At 40.0% G+C, this 25,880-nt stretch carries 29 protein-coding genes; 22 read left to right on the top strand and 7 right to left on the bottom strand.

The window, feature by feature from the left end; translation table 11 throughout:
- Nucleotides 1-60: 60 nt before the first annotated feature.
- Both D0T56_RS01590 and D0T56_RS01585 read right to left on the bottom strand, forming a co-directional pair.
- Nucleotides 61-1,515 (bottom strand): aminoacyl-histidine dipeptidase, encoded by a 1,455-nt coding sequence (locus D0T56_RS01590; RefSeq protein ID WP_163318392.1) that lies wholly within the window; start codon nt 1,513-1,515, stop codon nt 61-63.
- Between the two features lie 319 nt (nt 1,516-1,834).
- Nucleotides 1,835-2,650: an AraC family transcriptional regulator gene (locus D0T56_RS01585; protein ID WP_163318391.1), complete on the bottom strand. Its 816-nt coding sequence runs from the start codon at nt 2,648-2,650 to the stop codon at nt 1,835-1,837.
- Nucleotides 2,651-2,956: 306 nt separating this feature from the next.
- On the opposite strand from D0T56_RS01585, the gene D0T56_RS01580 reads away from it, so the two are divergent.
- The 3 genes from D0T56_RS01580 (at nt 2,957) to D0T56_RS01570 (ending at nt 5,402) form a co-directional block, all read left to right on the top strand.
- Nucleotides 2,957-3,727: a hypothetical protein gene (locus D0T56_RS01580; RefSeq protein ID WP_163318390.1), complete on the top strand. Its 771-nt coding sequence runs from the start codon at nt 2,957-2,959 to the stop codon at nt 3,725-3,727.
- 567 nt (nt 3,728-4,294) lie between these two features.
- The gene (locus D0T56_RS01575) at nt 4,295-4,669 is read left to right on the top strand and encodes an MmcQ/YjbR family DNA-binding protein (protein WP_163318389.1); all 375 of its coding nucleotides are present in this window, start codon (nt 4,295-4,297) and stop codon (nt 4,667-4,669) included.
- Nucleotides 4,659-5,402, top strand: a complete 744-nt coding sequence (locus tag D0T56_RS01570; protein ID WP_163318388.1) for a biotin--[acetyl-CoA-carboxylase] ligase — start codon at nt 4,659-4,661, stop codon at nt 5,400-5,402. The genes D0T56_RS01575 and D0T56_RS01570 overlap by 11 nt, the downstream gene beginning before the upstream one ends.
- A gap of 51 nt (nt 5,403-5,453) precedes the next feature.
- Here the strand turns inward: D0T56_RS01570 and D0T56_RS01565 are convergent, their stop codons facing one another.
- Both D0T56_RS01565 and D0T56_RS01560 read right to left on the bottom strand, forming a co-directional pair.
- Nucleotides 5,454-6,056: an LEA type 2 family protein gene (locus D0T56_RS01565; RefSeq protein WP_163318387.1), complete on the bottom strand. Its 603-nt coding sequence runs from the start codon at nt 6,054-6,056 to the stop codon at nt 5,454-5,456.
- Between the two features lie 72 nt (nt 6,057-6,128).
- The gene (locus D0T56_RS01560; RefSeq protein WP_163318386.1) at nt 6,129-7,160 is read right to left on the bottom strand and encodes a DUF2027 domain-containing protein; all 1,032 of its coding nucleotides are present in this window, start codon (nt 7,158-7,160) and stop codon (nt 6,129-6,131) included.
- Nucleotides 7,161-7,230: 70 nt separating this feature from the next.
- On the opposite strand from D0T56_RS01560, the gene D0T56_RS01555 reads away from it, so the two are divergent.
- The 8 genes from D0T56_RS01555 to D0T56_RS01520 all read left to right on the top strand — a co-directional run bounded on the left by D0T56_RS01555 (nt 7,231) and on the right by D0T56_RS01520 (nt 15,531).
- Nucleotides 7,231-8,451: an S-adenosylmethionine:tRNA ribosyltransferase-isomerase gene (locus tag D0T56_RS01555; protein ID WP_163318385.1), complete on the top strand. Its 1,221-nt coding sequence runs from the start codon at nt 7,231-7,233 to the stop codon at nt 8,449-8,451.
- Between the two features lie 38 nt (nt 8,452-8,489).
- Nucleotides 8,490-8,945, top strand: coding sequence for a hypothetical protein (locus tag D0T56_RS01550; RefSeq protein ID WP_163318384.1), 456 nt, complete (start codon nt 8,490-8,492; stop codon nt 8,943-8,945).
- A 180-nt stretch (nt 8,946-9,125) separates the two neighbouring features.
- Complete coding sequence (locus tag D0T56_RS01545) at nt 9,126-10,778, top strand: glycosyltransferase family 39 protein (RefSeq protein WP_163318383.1); 1,653 nt, start codon at nt 9,126-9,128, stop codon at nt 10,776-10,778.
- A complete protein-coding gene (locus D0T56_RS01540) occupies nt 10,779-11,525 on the top strand; it encodes a glycosyltransferase (protein ID WP_163318382.1) in 747 nt (248 codons plus the stop codon). It begins immediately after the preceding gene.
- Complete coding sequence (locus tag D0T56_RS01535) at nt 11,525-12,148, top strand: lipid-A-disaccharide synthase N-terminal domain-containing protein (protein ID WP_163318381.1); 624 nt, start codon at nt 11,525-11,527, stop codon at nt 12,146-12,148. Before D0T56_RS01540 ends, D0T56_RS01535 begins: the two co-directional genes overlap by 1 nt.
- Complete coding sequence (locus D0T56_RS01530; RefSeq protein WP_163318380.1) at nt 12,145-13,161, top strand: NAD-dependent epimerase; 1,017 nt, start codon at nt 12,145-12,147, stop codon at nt 13,159-13,161. The genes D0T56_RS01535 and D0T56_RS01530 overlap by 4 nt, the downstream gene beginning before the upstream one ends.
- 303 nt (nt 13,162-13,464) lie before the next feature.
- Nucleotides 13,465-14,578 (top strand): peptide chain release factor 2 gene (prfB, locus tag D0T56_RS01525; RefSeq protein WP_163318379.1). Its coding sequence is split into 2 segments (ribosomal slippage): nt 13,465-13,527 and nt 13,529-14,578, totalling 1,113 coding nucleotides; the frame shifts between segments, so codons are not numbered across the junction.
- 23 nt (nt 14,579-14,601) lie between these two features.
- Entirely contained in the window at nt 14,602-15,531 is a 930-nt protein-coding gene (locus tag D0T56_RS01520) for a DMT family transporter (RefSeq protein ID WP_163318378.1), read from the top strand.
- Here the strand turns inward: D0T56_RS01520 and D0T56_RS01515 are convergent, their stop codons facing one another.
- From D0T56_RS01515 to D0T56_RS01505, 3 genes are all read right to left on the bottom strand, one after another.
- On the bottom strand, nt 15,532-15,906 hold the full coding sequence (locus D0T56_RS01515; RefSeq protein ID WP_163318377.1) for a DMT family protein: 375 nt from the start codon (nt 15,904-15,906) through the stop codon (nt 15,532-15,534). It lies immediately after the preceding gene.
- A gap of 40 nt (nt 15,907-15,946) precedes the next feature.
- Nucleotides 15,947-16,984 carry an aspartate--ammonia ligase gene (gene asnA, locus D0T56_RS01510; RefSeq protein ID WP_163318376.1) on the bottom strand — a complete coding sequence of 346 codons (1,038 nt, stop codon included), beginning with the start codon at nt 16,982-16,984 and terminating at the stop codon, nt 15,947-15,949.
- Between the two features lie 178 nt (nt 16,985-17,162).
- Nucleotides 17,163-17,426 (bottom strand): hypothetical protein, encoded by a 264-nt coding sequence (locus D0T56_RS01505; protein WP_163318375.1) that lies wholly within the window; start codon nt 17,424-17,426, stop codon nt 17,163-17,165.
- A gap of 963 nt (nt 17,427-18,389) precedes the next feature.
- Between D0T56_RS01505 and rpsL the strand changes: the two genes are divergently transcribed.
- From rpsL to rpsC, 11 genes are all read left to right on the top strand, one after another.
- The gene (gene rpsL, locus D0T56_RS01500; RefSeq protein ID WP_163318374.1) at nt 18,390-18,794 is read left to right on the top strand and encodes a 30S ribosomal protein S12; all 405 of its coding nucleotides are present in this window, start codon (nt 18,390-18,392) and stop codon (nt 18,792-18,794) included.
- A 151-nt stretch (nt 18,795-18,945) separates the two neighbouring features.
- Nucleotides 18,946-19,422: a 30S ribosomal protein S7 gene (rpsG, locus tag D0T56_RS01495; RefSeq protein WP_163318373.1), complete on the top strand. Its 477-nt coding sequence runs from the start codon at nt 18,946-18,948 to the stop codon at nt 19,420-19,422.
- Between the two features lie 20 nt (nt 19,423-19,442).
- Nucleotides 19,443-21,569 (top strand): elongation factor G, encoded by a 2,127-nt coding sequence (fusA, locus tag D0T56_RS01490; protein WP_163318372.1) that lies wholly within the window; start codon nt 19,443-19,445, stop codon nt 21,567-21,569.
- 87 nt (nt 21,570-21,656) lie between these two features.
- Nucleotides 21,657-21,962 carry a 30S ribosomal protein S10 gene (rpsJ, locus tag D0T56_RS01485; RefSeq protein WP_163318371.1) on the top strand — a complete coding sequence of 102 codons (306 nt, stop codon included), beginning with the start codon at nt 21,657-21,659 and terminating at the stop codon, nt 21,960-21,962.
- Nucleotides 21,963-21,986: 24 nt separating this feature from the next.
- The gene (gene rplC / locus D0T56_RS01480) at nt 21,987-22,601 is read left to right on the top strand and encodes a 50S ribosomal protein L3 (protein WP_163318370.1); all 615 of its coding nucleotides are present in this window, start codon (nt 21,987-21,989) and stop codon (nt 22,599-22,601) included.
- Nucleotides 22,601-23,230 carry a 50S ribosomal protein L4 gene (gene rplD, locus D0T56_RS01475; protein WP_163318369.1) on the top strand — a complete coding sequence of 210 codons (630 nt, stop codon included), beginning with the start codon at nt 22,601-22,603 and terminating at the stop codon, nt 23,228-23,230. Before rplC ends, rplD begins: the two co-directional genes overlap by 1 nt.
- A 12-nt stretch (nt 23,231-23,242) precedes the next feature.
- Entirely contained in the window at nt 23,243-23,536 is a 294-nt protein-coding gene (gene rplW, locus D0T56_RS01470; protein ID WP_163318368.1) for a 50S ribosomal protein L23, read from the top strand.
- A gap of 8 nt (nt 23,537-23,544) precedes the next feature.
- Entirely contained in the window at nt 23,545-24,369 is an 825-nt protein-coding gene (gene rplB, locus D0T56_RS01465) for a 50S ribosomal protein L2 (RefSeq protein WP_163318367.1), read from the top strand.
- Between the two features lie 24 nt (nt 24,370-24,393).
- Nucleotides 24,394-24,663 (top strand): 30S ribosomal protein S19, encoded by a 270-nt coding sequence (rpsS, locus tag D0T56_RS01460; protein ID WP_163318366.1) that lies wholly within the window; start codon nt 24,394-24,396, stop codon nt 24,661-24,663.
- Between the two features lie 39 nt (nt 24,664-24,702).
- The gene (gene rplV / locus D0T56_RS01455) at nt 24,703-25,110 is read left to right on the top strand and encodes a 50S ribosomal protein L22 (protein WP_163318365.1); all 408 of its coding nucleotides are present in this window, start codon (nt 24,703-24,705) and stop codon (nt 25,108-25,110) included.
- Between the two features lie 9 nt (nt 25,111-25,119).
- The gene (rpsC, locus tag D0T56_RS01450) at nt 25,120-25,869 is read left to right on the top strand and encodes a 30S ribosomal protein S3 (protein ID WP_163318364.1); all 750 of its coding nucleotides are present in this window, start codon (nt 25,120-25,122) and stop codon (nt 25,867-25,869) included.
- Nucleotides 25,870-25,880 lie beyond the last annotated feature (11 nt).

Below are 25,880 nucleotides of genomic sequence, written 5' to 3'. Positions count from 1 at the left end.
GGATATAAAAAAGAACTACATTATTTAATGTAGTTCTTTTTCGTTTATAGCGTTAAGCTATTATTTGAGTCTGGCAAGCGTTTCTGTCAGATAAGTATAAAACTTACCAACGCTTTCTATGTCCACATATTCATCTGGCGAGTGAGGATTCATGATTGTAGGGCCAAAAGAGACAATATCAAGACCCGGAGTACTGGACAGGATTATACCACATTCAAGACCGGCATGAACAACCTGTATAACAGGTTCCTTTCCAAATTTTTCTTTGTATACTCCTTTCATCACATTCAATGTTTTAGAATTGATGTCTGGTTGCCATCCCGGATACGCTCCATCCACTTCCACTTTTGCCCCAGCCAGTGTAAATGTGCTTTCGATGCTTGAGCATAGTGCAAATTTTTTCGATTCGGAAGAACCTCTTGTCAGGAACTTAACCTCAATCAATTCGGGCGAGGATTTCACGGAAGCCAGACTTGTAGAAGTCTCCACTGTTCCCTCAAAATCTTGAAGCATGCTGACAACTCCATTCTGGCAACCCTCGACAGCGTTGATCAGATTGTCTTGAATTTCTTCCGGAATAAGAGTTTTTGGCAATTCCGTTTTTTCAACTTTAAAAGAAATTTTATCTTCAATGCCTTTATATTCTTCTATGTAAAGCTCTTCATAGTCTGCAACAAGTTCCATTACATCGTCCACGTCCTCCGGCTGAACTGTAATTACGGCAAAAGCCTCGCGGGGAATAGCGTTGCGTAAAGAACCTCCGTCAATACTAGCCAAGCGTGCTTCATAATCTCTTACGGCTTCCTTAAGAAAACGGAATATCAGTTTGTTGGCATTTGCACGCCCCAAGTGAATATCACAACCTGAGTGTCCACCCTTCAGTCCGGTCAGGCTTATTTTCAAGGCTACATCACCCTCCGGAACTTCTACGTCTTTATATTGAAGGCTGATGTTTACATCGGCACCTCCGGCACAACCGACACAAAGCTCTCCTTCTTCTTCCGTGTCCAGATTCAACATAATGCTACCTGTCAAAAATCCACGTTGAAGTCCGAAAGCGCCAACCATTCCCACTTCTTCGTCGATGGTGAATAAGCCTTCAATTTTTCCGTGAACAGCCTCCTTATCTTCAAGAATCGCCATTATGGCAGCCGCACCAATACCATTGTCTGCGCCAAGAGTTGTGGAGCGAGCTCTCACCTTATCACCATCAATGTAAGCATCAATCGGATCTTTGGTGAAATCATGTTTCACATCGCTGTTTTTTTGAGGAACCATATCCAAGTGTGCCTGCAGAATTACGACCGGAGCATTTTCCATTCCGGCGCTAGCCGATTTTGTGATGAGAACATTACCTACAGCGTCTTGCTTCGTATCAAGTCCCAGAGACTTGCCAAAATCTACGACAAATTTAGTTACTTCCGCCATCTGTCCTGTCGGACGAGGTATTTGTGTCAACTCGTAAAAATGTTTCCAAACATTTTCGGGTTTAAGATTTAGAATTTCTTTCGACATAAGATATTTAATTTTTTATGTTTGGTCAAATATAGCCATTTCAAGTCATTTGTGAAAGTCCATTATTGTATCATTTTTCAAAATAACGTATATTGCATCTTCATAACACAATATAACTTTATGAAACTGAGAAAAACACTCTCTTTCAGTAAATCTTTTTTGCGTCAACAATGTATCTGATCATAGCATCGTTTTTAAAACGCTTACCCTAAAAATGTTTACTGAAAAGAATCAAACTTAAAAACTTTTTATATCTTTGTATGCTGATAATGAGACAATGAGGATCTCTGTCACTTGCACAGTGACAGAGGTTCTTTTTTTATATATATTGTTTTGTTCTGTTTTTTCTTCTGATTTCGGAAGGAGAATTTCCCAGATTTTTGTGGCAAAATTCATTGAAATGAGACAGGGTGGCAAATTTATGATTTGTGCTGATCTCTTTCAGGCTTTTGCTTGTCTGACAAATGTCCTGATAGACTTGCTTTGCCCTCTGGTTTCTCATCCAACTATATGCCGACATATTGAACACTCGCCTGAAACGTTTGTTGAAACCCGAATAGCTATAATTCATTCTTTCAGCCAGTTGACGAACTGAGCGCACACTCAGGCTGAGGCTGCACACTTCTTCCGAAAAGCGTAAATCGTTACCGGGAAGCAGCTGAAAGAAACATTGCAACTGTTCTTCCGAATAGAAATGTTTGAGAATATAACCGAACTCTTTTAGCTTCAATTCCTGCAGGTAACTGTCGCAAATATCCTTATCCATATATCTTCTGATGGAATCTATATAGTTGTATATTACGTTTTTAATCGGGATTAGTTGAATGTTGTCTTCGTGTAGTTTCATCGTAGAGTTGGTAGCAGCAGAAGAAAGTATGCTGCAAAGCACCGACTCATTTGTGAAACGCATTGAAACTACTTCGGATTTTTTTACGGCTTTCAATACTATTTGTTCCTGAAAGGGGTAAAATGCCATATTTGAGGCTGTTATGCCAATTTCAGAATGATTTGAAGAACGAATCTTTATTTCCCCCTCCATCACCAGAATTATTTTGTTTTCTTCCGATTCTAAGTCCCAAGACTGACCATCGTTCAGCTGCAGGAATTCTATTGGATTGTCATTTTCCGTTTTCATTATTTTTGTTGTTTAAGTGCTGTATATTAGTTTGTTAAACGAATGTTTTTCAAAGAAAAATATCTGATTGTAAATTCCAGATTATATAAAAAGCGGATTGTCAGCCGATTATCACCCGCTCGTCGTCTTGTTTCTTCAAGATGTTTAACGAGCGTTGAACTAATGGCTTATCTTGCCCTTTTCTTAAATTTAAAAATCGTTGATAATAAGGGTGTTGCGGATTGGTGTTTCAATCCTCTGTCACTGTGCAAGTGACAGAAGATATATGCAATGAAAATAGAAGTTAACACAAAAGAAACAAAAGTTATGAAAAAAAATTTATTAGTATTATTGGCACTTATTGCAACATCATCATTGGCAGCGCAAGTAACAGTAGGCTCAGAGCTCATTCCGAATGAAGGCGCATTGCTGGATGTGAAAGAATTTGCTACCACAAACAGCCAATCGGACGGAAGCTCTACATCAACCAAAGGTTTCAACTTGCCGCGTGTGGCATTGCAAAGTGCATCGGTATTGGAGCCTTGCGCCACCACAAACGCTACGAACAAAGAGAATCACGTAGGATTGGTAGTCTACAACACTACTACAAATATGGAGTTGACCTCCGGATTTTATTATTGGAATGGAGAAAACTGGATAAGAATGGTGACAGAATTGCCAAAAAACGGTATAAACATGGTCAATTTAGCATCGGTAACAAAAACCAAAGAAGGAGATTTGAATGGGGATGGTGGTGTTTTTCTGGATTTCGGAACAATTAAGATTCCCGATGATGGCTCGTATGCTTTTAACTTCAGGTTTTATGGTCATGTGAGAAATGTGATAAGTGCCACAAGAGCTGTATATTATATATCAGTATGGGTTGGTGCTACATTAAAAGATATTGCCGAAATAAATATGTTTCCAACCACCGATGGTCCACAAACCTATTCAATTGCATTAGGGTCAAGTTTTTCTGCCGGAGACATTGTGATATTCAAATTGTCTCATTATATACCTCAGCCGTATCCTTGGGAATTGCACGTAGGCAATGATAAGGTTGCTAACCGTACCTCCATGATCTGGTGGAAATTGTAACTCTCTTGAGCTTCAAATTTACGTTTTACTGTTGGTCGACGGGCTAATATTCGTTTTCTATTATATCTTTGTATTAAGGAGTATTTTTTAGATGCTTCGTGTTACTCAGCATGACAAACATTTCGGGGCGTGTGTCAAAAGTTCCAAATTTCAGAAAATAACCCCCAACCCCTAAAGGGGTGTATTGATTATCAATTGTTTTAAAAGTCCCCTTTAGGGGATCTAGGGGTAGAAAAGACTTTTGACACACACCCTGCAAACGCACCCCCTCTCCTCCTCCCTCTAAAGGAGGAGGGGTTTTATTCCCTCTCTTTTGGAGAGGGTTAGGAAGAGGTGTAGGGGCAGGGCTCTGCTCTTGCCGTCGCATGGGATTTGTAATCCCATGCTTGGTTACTATTCGGATTTTAAATCCGGAAAATAATAACTCCGGGGTTACAAACCCCAGAGGACAAAGTGTTGACTGATAACTGTTATGCATTTTTTAGATGCTTCGCGTTGCTCAGCATGACAAACATTTCGGGCAGACTTGATATTTAATTAGTTGAGATGACTTTTATATAGAAAAATATGAATATAGAAAAAACCCGTGAATTTTGTTTAAGTATAAAAGGTGCGGAAGAATGTTTCCCCTTCGACGAAACAACCCTCGTTTTTAAAGTAATGGGAAAGATGTTCGCCTATATGGGATTGGAACAACATGATGGGGGATTTATGATTAACCTGAAATGTGATCCGGAAAAAGCTGTGGAACTCAGAGAAAAGTATAACTGTGTGATACCCGGCTATCACAGCAATAAGAAATATTGGAACAGTATTTACCTCGAAAGCGGTATGCCTGCCGATGAGCTCAGGGCATGGATACAACATTCTGTAGATGAAGTCATAAAAAAGTTGCCGAAGAAGACACAGGAAGAATACCGGAATTTGAAAGATGAACAATAAAGAATTGCCTCCTATCATAAACATAGAAGAGACAACCTCCACAAATATTTATCTAAATGGATTATCTTCCAATGAAAAATTGTTGGAAGCCACCGTCGTTTCTGCCAACTTTCAGTCGTCGGGAAAAGGACAAAGAGGCAATTCGTGGGAATCGGAGAAGGAGAAAAATTTACTGTTCAGTACAATTTTGTATCCATACTTCATCCCCATCGGCAAGCAATTTCTCATTTCACAATGTGTGGCTTTGGCTATCAGGGATGTCTTATCGGAATATACAGGCCAGATAAAAATAAAATGGCCTAACGATATCTATTGGAAAAACAGGAAGATATGCGGAATACTGATAGAAAACAAACTGGAAGATGACCGTATATCCGAATCTGTGGTAGGGATCGGCATAAATATCAATCAGGAGCAATTTGAGTGCCGACCACAACCCGTTTCCCTGAGGATGATTGCCGGAAAAGAATTCGACAGAATTGATATCCTAAAGAAAACAATCGCCCGCATCCTGTATTATTACGAGAAAATAAAATCGGGAGAAGAAAATGAAGTAGTCAGGGAATATAAAAAAGACCTTTTTTCGACAGGAATGTTCAGGGATACCAAAACAAATGAAATATTTGAGGCTCAAATTTCGGACATAGAGTCAAACGGCACTCTTATACTTACTGATAAAGATGGAAACAGTCGCTTCTTCTTGTTCAAAGAAGTGGAGTTTGTAATGAAATAAAACCCGATTTGAATTTTTCCAAATCGGGTTTCTTTGTATTTTAAACTATCTTTATTTTCCTCCAAACGAAAAACTCACCGGAACCGCCACAGGCGACATGATAGATTGTCCGCCGATATTGAAGGATGGTTTCAACTCCAGTGTTACATTCGATTTTTCAGAACCTATGCCAATAAAGTTTTTCACAATGTTCAGAACAGAGCTCTGAGTATTGCTCTTCATCAGGCTGGCTACATCCATACCGATAGTTAAAGGCAGATTTTGTGTCCCTCCCGAAGGAATATTTAAACTTTGATTCAAAGCCCCGTTAGTGAAATTGATGCCGTCAATCTTGATGTTGTATTGCAGTCCGCTCAACAAAGCCGCTGTCTGATTCGGGTTTTTCACGTTCAGGTTCACGGTAAAATTCATAGGGATTGAACTGGCATTGCCGGTCAGTAGGCTTGTAAGTTTCAAAACGTTAGCAGCACTCAACGAACTGCCGCTCCCCAGATTAACGCCCGATACGCTCAGGTTGGAGATTGAATTGTATGAATACTCGCACTGAGTCATGTTGTATGCACCCATAAGGCTGTTGCCGACCGATGTGCCACAGCCGGAGATCGTTATCGTTGTCATAACGATTAATGCTAATTGTAATAGTTTTTGCTTCATTTGTATAATATTTAGAAATTTATATAAACCATCTTGCTTGCCATGCTTCGCTATACTCAGGATGACAAGCCTTTATTTAATCGTAATCATGGTTGCTCCAAAACCATATTCCTTGAAAGAGGCATCCTGATAATATGCCGACTTGTATTTTTCTTTTAATTCTTTCAGTATACTGTTTTTCAATACTCCGTCGCCCTTTCCATGAATGAAAACAATTTTTTGCCCCTTTTTGTTTTTGTATTCATCCATCACCTCCCGAAATTTCGCAAGCTGATAATCAAGTATATCTTTGTTGGAAAGTCCATTCGTATTGTCCAGCAACTCGTTTATGTGAAGATCGACTTCTACAATGTCCGACCCGCTTTGCTTTTTCACCGGTTTCTTTTCCCTGCGTTCAGCCTGTTCCTTTTGCAGCATAGCTTGCTGAAGGTCTTCTGCCGAAATCGTGAATTCTTTTTCCGGAAGATCTTTTCGCATCACATAATAAACTATTGCGTCTTCATTGAAATAATCATTCTCACGGAAACTGTGCAGTTTGTAGAATTTTACCGTATCAATTTTCAAATCCACCGAACAAGGATTTTTAGCTTTGTAAGGCTTGTCTTTTTTGTAAGCAATGAATTGCAAAGATACTCTTTCCCTGTCATTTAAATCGGGTTTTTCAAATTCTTCGAGAAATATCTTCGTGTTAGGCTCAATAATGCCCGATGCCAGAGAGTTCCACTCATCTTTATACCTGTTCATGTAGTTGTATGAAAGATAGTAGTTGCTCTCATTCACAAGGTAAGTCTCATAACCGGTTGTACTCAGGTTTTTTATGTCAACAGGCAGATAAGCCAGACAAACGGTTATCTGCTCGCCTTCTTTTGTTTCTTCAACCACAACAGGCTCTTCAACTTTTGTTTGTTGCACAAATTGCTCCGTCGGTTTCACCGTTTGGCGTACCTGCGATTCGTTGGCAGGCTCAATCACAACACATTCCCTGATCAGAACCGGGGTGTCGAATCCGTCATCATCAACAATCACAAGGTCTTTTCCCTTAAATCCTTTTACGATACCTCCTCCAACGGCATTCAGGAACCTAACTTTATCGCCAATTTTCATATCTATATAGTTTTCTTTCTTTGAAATCGCACAAAGTTGAGTAATTTTGTCGGATTAAACAATACAAAAAATGCAAATATCGGACCTGAAGCAAATCCATATAGAAGAGTATAACTATAATCTTCCTGACGAAAAGATAGCTAAATACCCCTTGCAAAAACGGGATTTATCGAAACTTTTGATATACAAAGACGGAGAGATTAAAGACCAAAATTTTTCTGATCTTCCCGATAGTCTTCCTTCCGATAGCCTCATTGTTTTCAATAACACAAAGGTCATACAAGCCCGTTTATACTTCAGGAAAGAAACAGGCGCTCAGATCGAAATTTTTTGTCTCGACCCATATTCTCCGCACGATTATGCCCTGAATTTCCAGCAAACGCATAAGTGCTCGTGGATATGCCTGATCGGGAACCTGAAAAAATGGAAAGAGGGAAGTCTGGCAAAATCCATTGAGAAAAACGGCGATGTAATTAACCTGAAAGCTCAAAAGTTAACAACTTTAGGCGATGCCCATATCGTAGAATTTGAGTGGGATAATGACAATTATACTTTTTCCGACCTGTTGGAGATTGGCGGTGAATTGCCTATCCCCCCTTATCTCAACCGAAAAACCGAATCGAAAGACAAAGAGACTTATCAGACCCTTTATTCAAAAATAAAAGGTTCGGTTGCTGCTCCCACTGCAGGTTTACACTTCACGGAAGATGTATTCGACAGGTTGAAAGCAAAGGGTATGCAAACCTCAGAGGTGACTCTTCACGTAGGGGCAGGGACTTTCAAACCCGTGAAAACGGAAACAATAGAAAACCATGAAATGCACACCGAATTTATTTCGGTCGGCAAAACTGCAATTGAACAAATCTTGCACCATAAAGGTAGCATTGTTGCCGTGGGAACAACATCCGTGCGAACTCTGGAAAGCCTCTATCATTTAGGAAATCTTCTCGAAAAGAAAGAAAATTCGGGTTTGAGAGTAAACCAATGGCAACCTTACGAGTCTGAGAATAATATAAGCAAAGAAAAAGCGTTAACTAATATTATCGAATATCTGGAACAACACAACTTTGAAACACTGATTGCCGACACACAAATAATGATTGTGCCCGGTTACGATTTCAAAATAGTGGATGCCATGATTACGAATTTCCATCAACCTAAAAGCACTTTGCTGCTGTTGGTTTCGGCATTTATCGGAAATGGGTGGAAAACAATTTACAATCACGCTTTGTTTAATAATTATCGGTTTTTGAGTTATGGGGATAGCTCTCTCTTATTCAGGAAAAAATAAATTCTATATATCTGACAACTTTAATTAAAAATAACAAAATGAAAAAAAGATTACAAGATTTTGGAAAAATAACAGTGATGTTATTAGCTTCACTATTCATATTCAGTGCATGTGAAGGACCAACAGGCCCTCCGGGACGAGATGGACAAGATGGTGCTGAAACTATATGGAAGATTGCGGATTTTACAGTAAAATCCAATCAGTGGGAATGGAACGAGGATGATAAAACGTATCGTTTTATTGGAGATTTGCCTGCCTTGAACGAAGATTTTTATGAAGATGGTGGAATTCTGGGATTTGTATATTTGGGAACTCAGGGGGTAGACGAACGTCTTTTTCCGCTTGAGTTTAAAGGAGATACCAATAATCCAGTATTAATACAATACAATGTGTCTTTGGATTTGAACAGAACAGTTGAATTTATTTTCCAATGGCATAGCAAGGCAAAACAACAACCTCCATTGTATAATTTCAAAATAGTAATGCTTTACTAAAAATACACACGTAAAAGAAACAGGGCAACCGTAAGGCTTGTCCTGTTTTTTTATCTTCATATCATTAGTTAAACAAAGTTAAATTGCATCTTGCAGATATTCATTGTCAGATGGCTAACACTCTGAATTGAGACAATTAACCTATTTTTGCAAGCAAAACGTAATGATTAATAAAATCGAATGTCAACGATAAATTCCGAAAAAGAAGAAAAAAAGAGCTTATTCACTCACTATCTGGCAATTTTTGTGGTTTGCTTTTTTACCTTCTTCATTAACAATCAAGTTATTCCTGCCGATTTGATGGAGTCTCGCAATCTGGCCACGGCTCAGGAAATGGTTCGCGAGGGAAATTACCTTGTGCCAACTATGAATGGCGAATTGAGGCTCGAAAAACCGCCGCTCCCCACATGGATTGCAGCAGGCATAGAAAATATAATTCCCGGAAATCTCGTCATTCAGAGGTGTATGGCAGGACTATCCGCCACCTTGATGGTGATATTTCTCTATCTGTTTGTGTCGCGGGTTACCCGTAACCGAAACATCGGGCTTCTGTCTTCGCTCATCCTAGCCACATGTTTCAATATTGTGCTGATGGGGCGAACTGCCACATGGGATATATATTGCCACAGTTTTATGCTTGGGGCAATTTATTTTCTCTTCAAAGCATTTGAAGGCAGTGGCGCACAATGGAAAAACTTTATATTGGCAGGTGTTTTTCTCGGATTGTCCTTTCTGGGTAAAGGGCCGGTTTCGTTCTATGCCATGTTTCTCCCGTTTCTGATAAGTTATATAGCCGTTTACAGACCAAAAATGAAAGGGAAAGTTGCACCACTTGTTGCGATGATTTTGCTTTGCCTCATAGTTTCGCTTTGGTGGATGGCGTACATTTACTTTTTTCATCAGGATATGGCGACGGCTGTGGCTCAGAAAGAATCGTCGTCGTGGCTCAATCATAATGTTCGTCCGTGGTATTACTACTGGCAGTTTCCTGCCGAAGCCGGAATATGGGCGTTGTTTCTTGTTACGGCTATCGTTTCTTTTTTCGTTTACAAGAAACAAGAATACAGGAAAGAGTATAAATTTGCTCTGGTTTGGTTTATAGCCTCTCTGGTTTTGTTGTCCGTCATTCCTGAAAAGAAAACACGGTATTTGCTGCCAATCCTTATACCGGGAGCCATTGTTACGGGATTTTATTTCTATCATAGTATAAAAAACATGGCGACGAAAGGCGAGAAGGTCATTTTCAGGATAAACGGGGCGATAATTGCCCTGATACTGGTGGCTCTTCCTGTTGTTCTTTATATTATGTTTTATAAGGAGAACCAGATATCTGCTGTTGTTCTTGCAACGGCAACAATATTCAGTTGGGGATTGAGTGCCTATATCGTTTTTTCTCTTTTCGGCAGAAGTGGCATCCGGCCTGCAAAAGTATTTGTCGGCATCATCGCAAGCATGATTCTTGTGTGTGCGGTGTGTATGATTCCCATCGGGCAAATGTTTATCAATGCCGATAGGCACAGCATCCGCATGATCAGGGAAAACAAAGATGTGGAGAACCTTCCGTTTTTCTATAACGACAGCGAAGAATTGCGTATGGAGTTAGTTTATGAGGCAGATAAAACCATAAAACCGATGAATCTGTCGGATGATTCGGAAATAATGAATAATCTGCCTTTTGTGTTGGTCAGCGGAGTTTCGATCGACAGCATTTTCGCAAATAAGAATGTGGAAATCAAAAAAATTGATACTTTTGACAATAATTGGAGAAAATCGGGGCATAAAAGATACAATTGGAGTTTAGTACGGGAAGTTGCTATAATAAAAGCCAAATAAATGAATAAGACAAGCGCATACGAGTTTACGATAATAGTTCCTATATACAACGAGGAAGACAATATGGACAGGCTTGAGAAAGAATTGTCTGCATATTTGAAAGAATCCTCTGCAAAAACCTGTATCCTTTTTGTTGATGACGGATCTAAAGACAAAAGCCGAGAACTTATAGTTGATGTATGCAGGCGCAACGAGGGTTTTTACTATATCGCTTTCACTAAAAATAACGGACTGAGTGCTGCCATCAAAGCAGGAATAGATACTGCAGAATCTGAATTTGTAGGGTATATTGATGCCGACTTGCAAACTACCCCCGAAGACTTCGAACTACTTCTTCCCTATCGTTACGAATATCAACTTGTAATGGGTATAAGAACAGGACGAAAAGACAGCTTGGGCAAACGGCTTTCGTCTAAAATAGCAAATGGCTTCCGGCGTATGATGACGCACGATGGTGTGGAAGATACAGGTTGCCCTTTGAAAATAATCAGAACAGACTATGCAAAACGTATTCCCCTTTTCACCGGGATGCACCGTTTCCTGCCCGCCCTGATACAATTGCAGGATGCCAAAGTGAAGCAGATACCGGTAAGGCACTTCGAACGTATTGCCGGAGTATCTAAATTTCATCTTTGGAACAGGCTGGTAGGACCTTTTATGGATTGCTTTGCTTACCGTTGGATGAAAAAAAGATATATCAATTATGCCATTGGTTCTGACAATATAAACCGGAACAACCAAGAATAGTGGAAAACAATAACTGGTACTTTGTTCTGGGATTCATTGCCCAGGGGTTGTTCTCGGCGAGGATGCTCATACAGTGGATATTATCCGAAAAAGCGAAAAAGGTGGTGTCGCCCACTATCTATTGGCAGTTGAGCCTTTTGGCTTCATTCCTGTTCTCGATATACGGATGGTTGCGTGGAGACTTCGCCATAATTCTGGGGCAAATATTCTCGTATTACATTTACATCTGGAATCTGAACAACAAAAACCATTGGAAAGAGATTTATTCATTTGTCCGACTCATTATTATACTTACTCCCATAGCTGCGCTATGTTTTGTGTTGTATAACGGCAACGAAACAGTAGACAGGTTGTTTGGCAATATCCCTATCGGTTTATTACTGTTTGGTTCGGCAGGGCAAATTATTTTCACGTTCAGGTTTGTGTATCAGTGGTGGTACTCAAAATCGAGGGGAGAGTCTCTTTTGCCTACCAATTTTTGGATACTTAGCCTCATTGGTTCTATAATAACAATTGCCTACGGAATATTCCGAAAAGATCCGGTGCTGATTATCGGACAAAGTGCAGGGTTTATCACTTATGCACGCAACTTGTGGTTGACTAAAGAAAAAGTAGAGGAATGAAAATTTTAATTACAGGAACAGCAGGATTCATTGGTTTTCATTTGGTTGAAAAACTGGCAAAACAAGACGATATAGAAATTGTAGGGATTGACAATATCAACGATTATTACGATGTCAACCTCAAATATGCCCGTCTGAAAACCAGTGGCATTGACAAAGAAAAAATTGCCTGTGGTTCCCTTGTCGAAAGCTCGATCCATAACAATTATAGTTTCCTGAAGTTAGACCTTGCCGATTATCAATCGTTGCAGGATCTTTTCAAAACCCAAAAGTTCGATATTGTTATCAATCTGGCGGCACAAGCAGGTGTACGCTACTCGATAGAAAACCCACATTCGTATGTGCAGTCTAATATTGTAGGGTTCACAAATATTCTCGAATGTTGTCGTTACAACAACATCAAACATCTGATCTATGCCTCAAGCTCATCCGTCTACGGGATGAATAATGATGTGCCATTTTCGGAAAACGACAATGTAGACTACCCCGTCAGTTTTTATGCCGCAACAAAGAAAAGCAACGAACTGATGGCTCATACGTACAGCCATATTTTTCATTTGCCTACAACCGGATTGCGTTTTTTTACGGTCTACGGTCCTTGGGGAAGACCCGATATGGCTCCGATGCTTTTTGCCAAGGCGATAAGTGAAGGCAAAGCAATAAAAGTTTTCAATCATGGAGATATGCAACGCGATTTTACCTTTATTGATGATATAATTGCCGGTGTAGCAGGGTTGATAGACAAACTTCCGGATGAAAAATCGGAACATCCTTTCTATCAGATATTCAATATAGGAAACTCAAGTCCGGTCAAACTAATGGATTTCATTTCCACTCTCGAAAATGCGATAGGAGAAAAAGCCATATTGGACATGCAGCCAATCCCTCCCGGAGATGTAACTATCACTTACGCAGACACAACAAAACTTGAAAAATGCATTAACTACAAACCCAATACAACAATAGAAGAGGGGGTATCTTCATTTATTGAGTGGTACAATTCTTTTTATTAAATTAAACTAATGCAATGATACATCAAAGATCAGATGTTATATCGAATAAAAGTTATTTGATTCATTTGTTGTGATGAATTTGTGTGTTTCCGAGTAAAACGAAGGATCTGTAATTGAAAATACACAGATTTTTCACTTCGTTCAAAATGACAAAATCGATATAATCTTATAACAAATGAGTTAACGTCAAAGTCTTAAATACACTACGGGTTAAATATTATTCAATATAACTCTGTTGTATGATAAAAATAAGTACTTTTGCAGTCAATTTTTAGGAGTTATTTAATTAAAAGCAATCAGATTATGATTACAATAGACCAACTCAAAGATGTGTTGGAACGCGAGCAAGCGTTGAGGGGGTATCTTTGACGTCGATGCAAAGATAATACAACTGGAAGAAGAAGAAATAAGAACACAAGACCCTGCCTTCTGGAACGACAACAAAACGGCAGAAGAGCAGATGAAAAAAATCCGTGAGATAAAAGGATGGATTTCAAGTTATAATGAAGTTAAAGCGGCAGCGGAAGAACTTCAGCTGGCATTCGATTTTCAAAAAGAAGGAATCACGACGGAAGAAGAAGTGGATCAGGCATACAAAACAGCCGTAAATCTTGTCGAAAATCTCGAATTGAAAAACATGCTTCGTCGCGAAGAAGATAAGCTCGGAGCTGTGCTGAAAGTCAATAGTGGTGCAGGAGGTACGGAAGGTCAAGACTGGGCATCCATGCTTTTCCGCATGTATCAGCGTTGGTGCGAATCGAAAGGGTATAAAGTGACCGTTACCAACTGGCAAGACGGAGACGAAGCCGGAATAAAAACAGCAACCATGCAGGTTGAAGGTGAATTTGCTTATGGCTACCTGAAGTCCGAAAACGGAGTGCATCGCCTTGTGAGGGTTTCTCCGTACAATGCACAAGGTAAGCGCATGACTTCCTTTGCTTCGGTTTTCATTGTTCCTTTGGTAGACGACTCGATAGAAATTGACGTAAATCCATCGGATGTTACATGGGATACATTCCGGTCGAGTGGTGCGGGAGGACAGAACGTAAATAAGGTTGAAACCGGGGTTCGTCTTCACTATAAATATAAGGATGAAGAAACCGGCGAAGAAAAGGAAATCGTAATAGAAAATACCGAAAGCCGCTCTCAGTTCGGAAACAAAGACAATGCTATGCGTTTGTTGAAATCGCAACTTTACGAAATAGAGTTGGAAAAACGCAGGCGATTGCAATCGCAAGTCGAAGCAGGTAAGAAAAAGATAGAGTGGGGGTCGCAAATCCGAAGCTATGTTTTTGACGACCGGCGTGTGAAAGACCATCGGACAAACTACCAGACTTCGGACGTCAACGGAGTGATGGATGGCGATCTGGACGATTTTATAAAGGCCTATTTAATGGAATTCGGAGACGAAGCATAACTTTTCGTACAAATAGAAAAAAGATGAAATTTTCACAAAAGCAACAGGGAAACCTGATTATGTTTTTTGTGGCTTTGGTCTTCGGACTGAATATGCCAATCAGCAAATATGTTCTGAGCGAGGGTTATATATCCTCGTTCGGACTTACTGTGTTGCGTATGACTTTCGCAACAATCGCTTTCTGGTTAACCTCGCTCTTCATGCCGAAAGAGAAGGTTGAGAAAAAAGATATGCTGACTCTTTTCATCGGGGGGATTGTAGGAATTGTTCTCAATCAGGGGTCGTTTATCTACGGACTGGCAACCACTTCGCCCGTAGATGCGTCTATTATCACAACCTCCAGTCCGTTGTTTGCCATGATAATAGCGGCGATTGCACTGCGGGAACCAATAACGGCGAAAAAATTCGGTGGTGTGTTGACGGGCGCAGCCGGGGCAATATTTCTGGTATATTCTACACATCATGGGGAAGATGTGCAGCAAGCTAGCATGAAAGGTAATCTGGCAGTAGCCGGTGGAGCTTTCTTTTATGCTTTTTACCTTATCCTGACCAGAGAAATATCGAAAAAATATTCATCCGTCACCATCATGAAGTGGATGTTTCTGTATTCAACAGTCATACTTATCCCATTTGCATTCACCGACATTACGTCTGCCAATGTTTTCCATCAGGCAAGTATCAAGCCGTTTTTGTTTGTCGGATTTGTTCTGTTCGGAGCTACATATATAACTTATATGCTTATGCCATTGGCACAAAAGCGCATACGCCCTACAACCATGGCTATGTATAACAATCTACAGCCATTGGTAGCCTCTTTTGTTGCAATAATGGCAGGACAGGATACGTTCTCGTTCGAGAAAGTGATTTCGGGACTTCTCATCCTGTTTGGTGTTTACCTCGTAACAAGCAGTAAGTCGAAAGCCGATTTGCAAACCGAAAAAGCAGAGGAGTAATTATTCCTTAAACACAAGATAAACCGCAGCAATAAGAAATACGAATGCCAGCAGGTGGTTCCACTTTATAGTCTCTGTTTTGAAAGCCAATGTGCTGAATAAAACAAAGATGACTAAGGTTATCACCTCTTGTATAACTTTCAATTGTATCAAGGAAAAAGGTCCTCCATTGTTTTGGAAGCCGATTCTGTTGGCAGGAACCTGAAAGCAATATTCAAAAAAAGCAATCCCCCAACTGAAAGCTATTACGCCAAAAAGAGGCAACGAGGCAAACCATGAAAATTCTTTCAGCTTGAGATGCCCATACCATGCAAAGGTCATAAAAATGTTGGATGCAACCAGTAGTAAGATCGTATATAACCCTGTTAAGTTCATGTAGTCAGTTGCTTACATGCTAATTGAGGAAATGTTTAATTTATATAAGAGGCATGCCTGCTTTTTCGGCTTCGTCTCGCATTTGTTGAGGCCAAATGCTCGCTTGAATTTCTCCGATATGCCCTTTGCGCAGATAGAACATGCACAAACGTGACTGCCCGATTCCTCCGCCTATTGATAGAGGTAATTCTCCATTGAGCAGGCGTTGGTGAAAATAAAGATTTTTTCTCGACTCTTGTCCCGATGTTTTCAACTGTTCTAACAAAACTTCGGCGTTTACCCTGATACCCATAGATGAAAGCTCCATCGCTTTTTCCAATACGGGATTCCACACAAGAAGGTCGCCGTTCAGTCCTTTGTATCCGTTTTCCGATCGGGTAGTCCAATCGTCGTAATCGGGAGAGCGTCCGTCGTGAGGTTTTCCGTTGCTCAAAGCTCCGCCTATTCCGATGATGAATACTGCGCCATATTCTTTAGCAATTTCATTCTCTCTCTCCTTGTCAGACAGATTAGGATATCTTTGTAGTAATTCTTCGGAGTGGATGAATGTGATTTCGCTGGGTAGGATAGGAGGAATTGCAGGGAACATTTCGTATACAAGATATTCCGTTCTGACCATAGCCGCATAGATGCGGTTTACTATTTCTTTCAGAAATTTCAGGTTTCTGTCTTTGTCGGCCATAACCATTTCCCAGTCCCATTGGTCAACATAAAGCGAGTGTAGGTTGCCTAATTCTTCGTCGGCACGAATGGCATTCATGTCTGTGTACAAGCCAAAACCCTCGCAAATGCCATAGTCACCCAAAGTGAGCCTTTTCCATTTTGCCAATGAATGTACTATTTCGGCTTGTTCGCCTCCCATATCGGTGATGGAAAAATTAACCGCTTTCTCGATGCCGTTCAAATCGTCATTTATTCCGGTGCCTTTCAGTACGAATAAAGGCGCCGTAACTCTCCTGAGCCTAAGTTCAGAAGATAGGTTTTGCTGGAAAAAATCCTTTATCTGCTTTATCCCCAATTCGGTTTGCTGCAAATCGAGTAATGCACGGTATTCTTTAGGCTTTATTAAATAGCTCATTCTTGTACGTTTGGATATCCTTTTCTTATTGATTGCAAAGTTAATTCTAAAATGTTATCTTGAAAATATTTTTGCTTATTTTTTTACAAAGTGATCGTTGTTTTTTAAAATGGTAATCAAAACTAGCATTTTGTTTCTGTTTGATGTTTCAAATAGTATTTTATGATAATATGTTTTTCTACTTTCTTTCTTCGGCTTTTCTCAAATTCTCTTCAAGTTCTTCTTTGAGGCTTCTCTGTTTTCTCGATCTTAAATCGTTAAGCCAGATTTTTCTGAGGAAAGTATATATAATGATAAAGAGAATAGGAGGTATGATAATAAGGAGTATTTTTACATAGATGGGAAGTTGGAGGAATGAGTTTAGTGTCAGGGCGATGGTTAATGACCCGCATAGAAACAATAGAGAGAGCATTCGTCTTTCGAAATAAGTTAATCTTTTCATAGCCTATATTAATAAAAAAGCATGGAACTTGCTTCACCCTTCACTAGAGGTTCTGGTAAACCCGAAAGAATGAGATCCACAAGCCCATGCCTATACAGGCATGAACAATTGCAAACCTCTCTTATTCTTTCAAAAATTTACCAGATTTCTAGTGAAAAGAGAAATTTTAATTATTCATGTGAAATTTTTCGGCGACACTTCGCCGTTATATCAATACAAAGTTAACATATTTATGCTTACTCGTAGGTGCTTGTTCGTTCTTTTTTTTGTTGTGTGTTGTCGTTGTATAGGATTGCAAATTCTATGCGACGGCAGTTTTGTAGGGGTGGGGCTCTGCTCCACCCGAATTGTAGAATATTATCTTGTATTTAATTTCCGGGCAGAGCAGAGCCCTGCCCCTACAAACGCACCTTGCTATCCTCCTGTCGTCTCATGGGATTTGTAATCCCATGCTTGGCTGCTCTCCGTATTTTAAATCCGGAAAATGATAACTCCGGGGTTACAAACCCCAGAGGACAAAGTGTTGACTGATAACTGTTGACTATTATGTGTTTTCCAGATGCTTGTTTGTTCTTTTTTCTGTTAAAATATTGATTCACTGTTTGCATATCTTTCGTCACATGGGATTTGCAATCCCATGCTTGGCTGCTCTTCGGATTTAAAATCCGAAAAATAATAACTCCGGGGTTACAAACCCCAGAGGACAAAGTGATGATTGATAACTGTTGACTGTTGTGTGTTTTTCAGATGCTTATTTGTTCTTTTTTTTGTTAAAATATTGATTCACTGTTTGCATATCTCATTGATTTAATGTAGCTTTGCAACTCGAATTACGGAAAATTGGCGATCGAAACATATTTATCAATTTGATAATCATGTGTTTGGTCGTATTTTTCGGCTTATATGGAATGAAAGTTTAATTCAATAAAAACGAAATTTTTTAAGTTTAAAAATTAAAAAAAAATGCCTACAATTCAACAATTAGTAAGAAAAGGACGCGCTGAATTGGTTGACAAGAGTAAATCTCCTGCGTTGGACTCATGTCCTCAAAGACGTGGTGTTTGTGTGCGTGTGTACACTACAACTCCTAAAAAACCAAACTCGGCAATGCGTAAAGTAGCTCGTGTGCGTTTAACAAATTCAAAAGAGGTGAATGCTTATATTCCTGGAGAAGGACATAATTTGCAGGAGCACTCTATCGTGCTTGTTAGAGGTGGTCGTGTGAAAGACCTTCCGGGGGTACGTTATCACATTGTTCGTGGAACATTGGATACTGCCGGCGTAAATGGTCGTACGCAAAGACGCTCGAAATATGGAGCGAAACGTCCAAAAGCAGGTGCAGCAGCTGCCGGAGCAAAGAAAAAATAATCAGGAAGGTTATTTGATTTCTTAAAAAAACACATTATTTTATTTATTTTTTAGGTAGGCTAAGACCAAAAGGTTGAGTAAACAGTTCGGCGGAACTGTTGAAGATGTCTAAAGATTTAGCAGCCAAACAAATTAAAAATTAACAAAAACAATGAGAAAAGCAAAACCAAAGAAAAGACAGATCCTTCCGGATCCTGTTTTCGGTGATGTAAAGGTTACAAAATTCGTTAACCACTTGATGTATGATGGAAAGAAAAGTACATCATTCACTATTTTCTACTCAGCATTAGATGTTGTGAAAACAAAACTTCCTAACGAGGAAAAATCTCCTCTCGAAATATGGAAAGCCGCACTAGATAACGTAACTCCTCAGGTTGAAGTGAAGTCTCGCCGTGTTGGTGGTGCAACATTTCAGGTGCCAACAGAAATCCGTCCCGACAGAAAAGAATCTATCTGTATGAAAAACCTTATCCTTTATGCTCGCAAAAGGGGAGGTAAAACTATGGCCGATAAACTTGCGGCAGAAATAGTAGACGCATTCAACAATCAGGGCGGTGCATACAAACGTAAAGAAGATATGCACAGAATGGCAGAAGCTAACCGTGCTTTTGCATACTTCAGATTTTAATTTTTTCATATTAAGGTAAAATGGCAAAAGCTACAGATAATTTAAAACATACCAGAAATATAGGCATCATGGCGCACATCGATGCCGGTAAAACCACTACGTCCGAACGTATCTTGTTCTATACAGGGTTAACTCACAAAATCGGTGAAACTCACGACGGAACGGCTACAATGGACTGGATGGATCAGGAACAAGAACGTGGTATCACTATCACTTCTGCTGCTACAACAACTCAGTGGAAGTATGATAATGAAATGTATAAAATAAACTTGATTGACACTCCGGGACACGTTGACTTTACCGTTGAGGTGGAGCGTTCACTGCGTGTACTTGATGGTTCTATCGCAACCTTCGACTCTGTTGCAGGGGTAGAGCCTCAGTCGGAAACTGTGTGGCGTCAAGCAGATAAATATGAAGTTCCACGTATTTGTTACGTGAACAAAATGGACCGTTCGGGCGCAAACTTCTTCGAAGTGGTTCGTCAAATACGCGAAATGTTGGGAGCAAATCCTTGCCCTATTCAAGTGCCTGTTGGTGCAGAAGAAAAATTCAAGGGTATCGTAGACCTTGTTACAATGAAGGCTATGTATTGGCACGACGAAACTATGGGTGCCGATTACAGCATCGAAGAAATCCCTGCCGACCTTGTAGACGAAGCTCAGGAATGGCGCGACAAAATGTTGGAAGCTATTGCTGAATGTGATGACGTGTTGATGGAGAAATTCTTCGACGACCCATCTTCAATCACAGAAGATGAAATCAGAATTGCTATTCGCAAAGGAACACTTGCTATGCAAATTACTCCAATGCTTTGTGGTTCTTCATTCAAAAACAAAGGTGTTCAACCTCTTCTTGATGCAGTTTGTGCATATTTGCCAAGTCCTGTTGATACGCCTGCTATTGAAGGTACAGACCCACGTGATCCGGACAAAACTCTTGTTCGTCACCCAAGTCCTGAAGACCCATTCTGTGCTCTTGCATTTAAAATTGCAACAGACCCTTATGTAGGTCGTCTTTGCTTCTTCCGTGTTTATTCGGGAGAACTGCCTGCAGGTTCATATATCTACAACACTCGTACAGGTAAGAAAGAACGTATTTCTCGTCTATTCCAAATGCACTCAAACAAACAAAATCCTAAAGAGGTGATTGGTTGTGGTGATATCGGTGCAGGAGTAGGATTTAAAGATATCCGTACAGGTGATACACTTTGTGACGAAAACAACCCGATCACGCTTGAAGCTATGGACTTCCCCGATCCGGTTATCGGAATTTCTATCGAGCCTAAAACTCAGAAAGATTTGGATAAACTGGCTAACGGTTTGGCTAAATTGGCAGAAGAAGATCCAACGTTCCGTGTACACACTGACGAAGACAGCGGTCAAACTATCATCGAAGGTATGGGTGAGCTTCACTTGGACGTACTTATCGAGCGTTTGAAACGTGAATTTAAAGTAGAATGTAACCAAGGACGTCCTCAGGTATCTTATAAAGAAGCTATCTCAGAAACAGTTGAGCTTCGTGAAGTTTATAAGAAACAATCGGGAGGTCGTGGTAAATTTGCAGATATCATCGTTAAAGTTGGTCCTGCCGATCCTGACTTTGAAGGAGAACTTCAATTTGTGGATGAAGTTAAGGGAGGTAACGTTCCAAAAGAATTTATCCCATCCGTTCAAAAAGGATTTGCAAGTGCAATGAAAAATGGTGTTCTTGCCGGCTATGCACTTGACAAACTGAAAGTGGTTCTTGTGGATGGTTCTTATCACCCTGTCGACTCTGACCAGTTGTCGTACGAACTTTGTGCTCGTTTTGCATTCAAAAACGCTTGCGAAAAAGCGAAACCGGTATTGCAAGAGCCTATCATGAAGTTGGAAGTTGTGACTCCGGAAGAAAGTATGGGTGATGTGATCGGAGACTTGAACAAACGTCGTGGACAAGTTGAAGGTATGGAATCGAACCGTTCGGGAGCACGTATCGTGAAAGCGAAAGTTCCTTTGGCTGAGATGTTCGGATATGTAACAGCATTGAGAACAATCACTTCGGGACGTGCAACATCTGCAATGACATTCGATCATTATGCAGAAGTATCTCCATCAATTGCCAGACAAGTATTGACAGAGGTTCAAGGACGTGTTGATCTAATAAAATAAATGAAATGAGCTGCGGTTAGTAAATGACTCTTAATCGCAGCTTGCTTTGTTATACATATTTAATAATTAATTAATAAAAAAAGACTAATGAGTCAAAAAATCAGAATCAAACTAAAATCTTACGATTACAACTTGGTTGACAAATCGGCTGAGAAGATCGTTAAAACAGTTAAAGCTACCGGTGCAGTAGTAAGTGGACCAATTCCATTACCAACTCACAAGCGTATCTTTACTGTAAACCGTTCGACTTTCGTTAACAAGAAATCTCGCGAGCAGTTCGAATTGAACTCTTACAAGAGATTGATCGACATTTACAGCTCAACAGCTAAAACTGTGGATGCTTTGATGAAGCTTGAATTGCCAAGCGGCGTAGACGTAGAAATTAAAGTTTGATAAACAATTTAAATTAGTAAAGAAATGCCAGGATTATTAGGAAAAAAAATCGGAATGACATCCGTTTTCAGTGCCGAGGGAAAAAACATTCCATGCACTGTTATCGAAGTAGGTCCTTGTGTTGTTACTCAGGTAAAAACTACCGAAACTGACGGTTACGAAGCCATTCAGTTGGGTTATGAAGACAAAAAAGACAAGCACACCACTAAACCGGAAGCAGGTCACTTCAAAAAAGCAGGAGTAACACCAAAAAGGCACTTGGCCGAGTTCAAAGGATTTGAAGGTTACAAAACCGGAGATGTAATTACAGTAGACATGTTCAAGGAAGACACCTTTGTAGATGTAATCGGTACATCGAAAGGTAAAGGATTCCAAGGGGTTGTAAAACGTCATGGTTTCGGCGGGGTTGGACAAGCAACTCTTGGTCAGCACAACCGTATGCGTGCACCGGGTTCAATCGGAGCGTGTTCTTATCCTGCAAAGGTATTCAAAGGAACTCGCATGGGTGGACAAATGGGTAACGTACGTGTTACTGTAGAGAACTTACAGGTTATTAAGGTGATACCTGAACATAATCTTATCTTGATTAAGGGTTCTGTTCCGGGAAGTAAAGGTTCAATCGTATCAATTGTAGAATAATGGAACTTAGTGTATTAAATATAAGCGGTAAAGATACCGGAAAGAAAGTAGTGTTGAATGACGCTATTTATGGAATCGAGCCTAACGACCATGTGCTATGGTTGGATGTGAAACAATATTTGGCAAACAAACGCCAGGGAACTCACAAATCGAAAGAAAGAAGTGAAATATCTGGTAGTACACGCAAGCTAATCCGCCAAAAAGGTGGAGGTGGCGCTCGTCGTGGCGATATCAAATCTCCAGTATTGGTTGGTGGAGCTCGTGTATTTGGCCCTAAACCGAGAGATTACAGCTTCAAACTGAACAAAAAAGTGAAAGTTTTGGCTCGTAAATCTGCTCTTTCTTATAAAGCAAAAGACAATCAAATCATTGTAGTAGAAGATTTCTCATTCGAAGCTCCTAAGACAAAAGATTTTATTGCTTTAGCCAAAAATCTGCAAGTGGCTGATAAAAAGGTAGTTTTGGTTTTGCCAGATCAAAATAAAAACGTATATTTGTCGGCTCGTAATTTGGAGAATGTTAAAGTTGTAACTGCTTCTGACATAAATGCTTATACAGTTCTGAACTGCACAAGCCTTATTATGGCAGAATCTTCAGTTGCGGTTATTGATAACCTTTTAAAAGCATAAGGAGGATAAAAAATGGGTATTTTGATTAAACCAATTTTAACGGAAAAACAAACAGCGATCTCGGAAAAGTTCCCAAATCGTTACGCTTTCCGTGTTGTTCCAAGTGCAAATAAAGTAGATATCAAAAATGCAGTGGAGCAAATTTACAACGTAAAGGTAGACAAAGTGAACACAATGAACTACCTGGGCAAAAACAAAAGCCGTTTCACCAAAGCTGGTGTAACTAAAGGTAGAACAGTAGCTTATAAAAAAGCTATCATCACCTTGAAAGAAGGCGAAGTAATAGACTTTTTTAGTAATATCTAAATAAAACAATGGCAGTAAGAAAACTAAAGCCCACAACACCGGGGCAAAGACACAAGGTTATTGGTACGTTTGAGGAAATCACTGCGAGCGCACCAGAGAAATCTCTTGTAGTTGGTAAAAGTGCTTCAGGTGGTCGTAACAACACCGGTAAGATGACAATGCGTTATCTTGGTGGCGGTCACAAAAGAAAACTTAGAATTATCGACTTCAAGAGAACAAAAGACGGAGTACCTGCTACAGTGAAATCAATCGAATACGATCCGAACCGTTCGGCTCGTATCGCATTGCTGTATTATGCCGATGGAGCGAAAACTTATATCATCGCACCAAACGGATTGAAGGTAGGTCAGACAGTGATGTCAGGAGCAGAAGCTGCACCTGAAGTAGGTAACGCATTACCATTGGCAAAAATGCCTATCGGTACTGTGATACATAATATCGAATTACGTCCCGGACAGGGAGCTAAAATGGTTCGTTCGGCTGGTGCATTCGCACAGTTGACTTCACGCGAAGGAACTTATGCGATTATCCGCATGCCTTCGGGCGAAACACGCAAAATTTTAGCTGCTTGTAAAGCTACAGTTGGTAGTGTTGGAAACTCAGACCATGCCCTTGAAAAATCAGGTAAAGCAGGTCGCTCTAGATGGCTCGGACGCCGTCCTCGCACACGTGCAGTCGTGATGAACCCGGTTGATCACCCAATGGGTGGAGGTGAAGGCCGCGCTACCGGAGGTCATCCAAGATCACGTAAAGGATTGTACTCTAAAGGTCTTAAGACTAGAGCTCCTAAGAAACACTCTTCTAAGTATATTATTGAAAGAAGAAAAAAATAACCTGATAATTTTTAAGAAAACAATATGAGTCGTTCGTTAAAAAAAGGTCCATATATCAACGTAAAGCTTGAAAAGAAAGTCTTGGCTATGAATGAGGCAGGAAAGAAAGCTGTTGTTAAAACATGGGCAAGGGCTTCAATGATATCACCCGATTTTGTAGGACACACTATTGCTGTTCATAACGGAAATAAATTTATTCCTGTTTATGTAACAGAAAATATGGTAGGTCACAAACTAGGTGAATTTGCACTTACACGTACTTTCCGTGGACACGGTGGTAATAAGAAAAGATAATAGAAACCCTAGGAAATAAATAAAAAGAAACAGTAAAAAATGGGTAAGAGAAAAGAAATAGCAGCTAATGCACGTAAAGAAGCTAATAAAACAGTTTCTTTTGCAAAGTTGAATAATGTTCCTACTTCGCCTCGTAAAATGCGCCTTGTTGCGGATATGATCAGAGGTCAGGAAGCTTTCAGAGCTCTTGGTATTTTGAAATTCTCGAACAAAGAAGCTGCGGCAAGAGTTGAAAAACTTTTAAAATCGGCTATCTCTAACTGGGAACAAAAAAATGAGAAGAAAGCAGACGAAGTTACATTGTATGTAAAAGAAATTAAAGTAGATAGTGGTGCTATGTTGAAAAGATTGCGTACTGCACCTCAAGGTAGAGGTTACAGAATTCGCAAACGTTCAAACCACGTTACTTTAGTAGTAGATACACTTGATAATAATAAACAAAATTAATTTAGCCAGATGGGACAAAAAGTCAATCCAATAGCAAATCGTTTAGGAATAATTCGCGGATGGGATTCTAACTGGTATGGCGGCAAAAAGTACGGTGATACTCTTTTAGAAGATAGCAAAATCCGTAAATACCTGAATGCACGTCTTGCTAAAGCCAGTGTATCTCGTATCGTAATTGAAAGAGCATTGAAGCTTGTTACAATAACTGTTTGTACTGCACGTCCGGGTATCATTATCGGAAAAGGCGGACAAGAAGTTGACAAGCTGAAAGAAGAATTGAAAAAGATAACTGATAAAGATATCCAAATCAACATTTTTGAAATCAAAAAGCCAGAAATGGATGCGGTGATTGTTGCAAACAATATCGCACGCCAATTGGAAGGTAAGATCGCTTACCGCCGTGCAATAAAAATGGCTATCGCTTCAACAATGAGAATGGGTGCGGAAGGTATCAAAATCCAAATTTCAGGACGTTTGAACGGAGCTGAAATGGCACGCTCGGAAATGTATAAAGAAGGACGTACTCCTCTTCACACATTCCGTGCCGATATCGACTATGCTCATGCCGAAGCATTGACAAAAGTTGGTTTGTTAGGAATTAAAGTATGGATTTGCCGTGGAGAAGTTTACGGTAAGAAAGACCTTGCTCCGAATTTCACATCAAAAGAAGGTGGCAACTCATCACAAGGTGGTGGACAACGCGACCGTCGTCAGGATGACAGACGTGGAGGAGGTTCCAAGAAAGGTAAGAGAAAATAATTAAACGTTTG

Source organism: Dysgonomonas sp. 520, assembly GCF_010501095.1.
Lineage (GTDB): Bacteria > Bacteroidota > Bacteroidia > Bacteroidales > Dysgonomonadaceae > QVMP01.
Note: the sequence above shows the minus strand (reverse complement) of the source record. Positions and strands in the feature narration are given on the sequence as shown.

What these genes read in the sequence shown, in the direction of transcription:
- D0T56_RS01530 (WP_163318380.1), top strand. Translation starts at nt 12,145, where the DNA reads ATGAAAATTTTAATTACAGGAACAGCAGGATTCATTGGTTTTCATTTG.
- fusA (WP_163318372.1), top strand. Translation starts at nt 19,443, where the DNA reads ATGGCAAAAGCTACAGATAATTTAAAACATACCAGAAATATAGGCATC.
- D0T56_RS01575 (WP_163318389.1), top strand. Translation starts at nt 4,295, where the DNA reads ATGAATATAGAAAAAACCCGTGAATTTTGTTTAAGTATAAAAGGTGCG.
- D0T56_RS01515 (WP_163318377.1), bottom strand. Translation starts at nt 15,906, where the DNA reads ATGAACTTAACAGGGTTATATACGATCTTACTACTGGTTGCATCCAAC.
- rplW (WP_163318368.1), top strand. Translation starts at nt 23,243, where the DNA reads ATGGGTATTTTGATTAAACCAATTTTAACGGAAAAACAAACAGCGATC.
- D0T56_RS01580 (WP_163318390.1), top strand. Translation starts at nt 2,957, where the DNA reads ATGAAAAAAAATTTATTAGTATTATTGGCACTTATTGCAACATCATCA.
- rpsG (WP_163318373.1), top strand. Translation starts at nt 18,946, where the DNA reads ATGAGAAAAGCAAAACCAAAGAAAAGACAGATCCTTCCGGATCCTGTT.
- D0T56_RS01520 (WP_163318378.1), top strand. Translation starts at nt 14,602, where the DNA reads ATGAAATTTTCACAAAAGCAACAGGGAAACCTGATTATGTTTTTTGTG.
- rpsC (WP_163318364.1), top strand. Translation starts at nt 25,120, where the DNA reads ATGGGACAAAAAGTCAATCCAATAGCAAATCGTTTAGGAATAATTCGC.
- rpsS (WP_163318366.1), top strand. Translation starts at nt 24,394, where the DNA reads ATGAGTCGTTCGTTAAAAAAAGGTCCATATATCAACGTAAAGCTTGAA.
- rplC (WP_163318370.1), top strand. Translation starts at nt 21,987, where the DNA reads ATGCCAGGATTATTAGGAAAAAAAATCGGAATGACATCCGTTTTCAGT.
- rplV (WP_163318365.1), top strand. Translation starts at nt 24,703, where the DNA reads ATGGGTAAGAGAAAAGAAATAGCAGCTAATGCACGTAAAGAAGCTAAT.
- D0T56_RS01565 (WP_163318387.1), bottom strand. Translation starts at nt 6,056, where the DNA reads ATGAAGCAAAAACTATTACAATTAGCATTAATCGTTATGACAACGATA.
- D0T56_RS01585 (WP_163318391.1), bottom strand. Translation starts at nt 2,650, where the DNA reads ATGAAAACGGAAAATGACAATCCAATAGAATTCCTGCAGCTGAACGAT.
- rpsL (WP_163318374.1), top strand. Translation starts at nt 18,390, where the DNA reads ATGCCTACAATTCAACAATTAGTAAGAAAAGGACGCGCTGAATTGGTT.
- rplD (WP_163318369.1), top strand. Translation starts at nt 22,601, where the DNA reads ATGGAACTTAGTGTATTAAATATAAGCGGTAAAGATACCGGAAAGAAA.
- rplB (WP_163318367.1), top strand. Translation starts at nt 23,545, where the DNA reads ATGGCAGTAAGAAAACTAAAGCCCACAACACCGGGGCAAAGACACAAG.
- D0T56_RS01560 (WP_163318386.1), bottom strand. Translation starts at nt 7,160, where the DNA reads ATGAAAATTGGCGATAAAGTTAGGTTCCTGAATGCCGTTGGAGGAGGT.
- D0T56_RS01570 (WP_163318388.1), top strand. Translation starts at nt 4,659, where the DNA reads ATGAACAATAAAGAATTGCCTCCTATCATAAACATAGAAGAGACAACC.
- D0T56_RS01505 (WP_163318375.1), bottom strand. Translation starts at nt 17,426, where the DNA reads ATGAAAAGATTAACTTATTTCGAAAGACGAATGCTCTCTCTATTGTTT.
- rpsJ (WP_163318371.1), top strand. Translation starts at nt 21,657, where the DNA reads ATGAGTCAAAAAATCAGAATCAAACTAAAATCTTACGATTACAACTTG.
- asnA (WP_163318376.1), bottom strand. Translation starts at nt 16,984, where the DNA reads ATGAGCTATTTAATAAAGCCTAAAGAATACCGTGCATTACTCGATTTG.
- D0T56_RS01540 (WP_163318382.1), top strand. Translation starts at nt 10,779, where the DNA reads ATGAATAAGACAAGCGCATACGAGTTTACGATAATAGTTCCTATATAC.
- D0T56_RS01590 (WP_163318392.1), bottom strand. Translation starts at nt 1,515, where the DNA reads ATGTCGAAAGAAATTCTAAATCTTAAACCCGAAAATGTTTGGAAACAT.
- D0T56_RS01545 (WP_163318383.1), top strand. Translation starts at nt 9,126, where the DNA reads ATGTCAACGATAAATTCCGAAAAAGAAGAAAAAAAGAGCTTATTCACT.
- D0T56_RS01555 (WP_163318385.1), top strand. Translation starts at nt 7,231, where the DNA reads ATGCAAATATCGGACCTGAAGCAAATCCATATAGAAGAGTATAACTAT.
- D0T56_RS01550 (WP_163318384.1), top strand. Translation starts at nt 8,490, where the DNA reads ATGAAAAAAAGATTACAAGATTTTGGAAAAATAACAGTGATGTTATTA.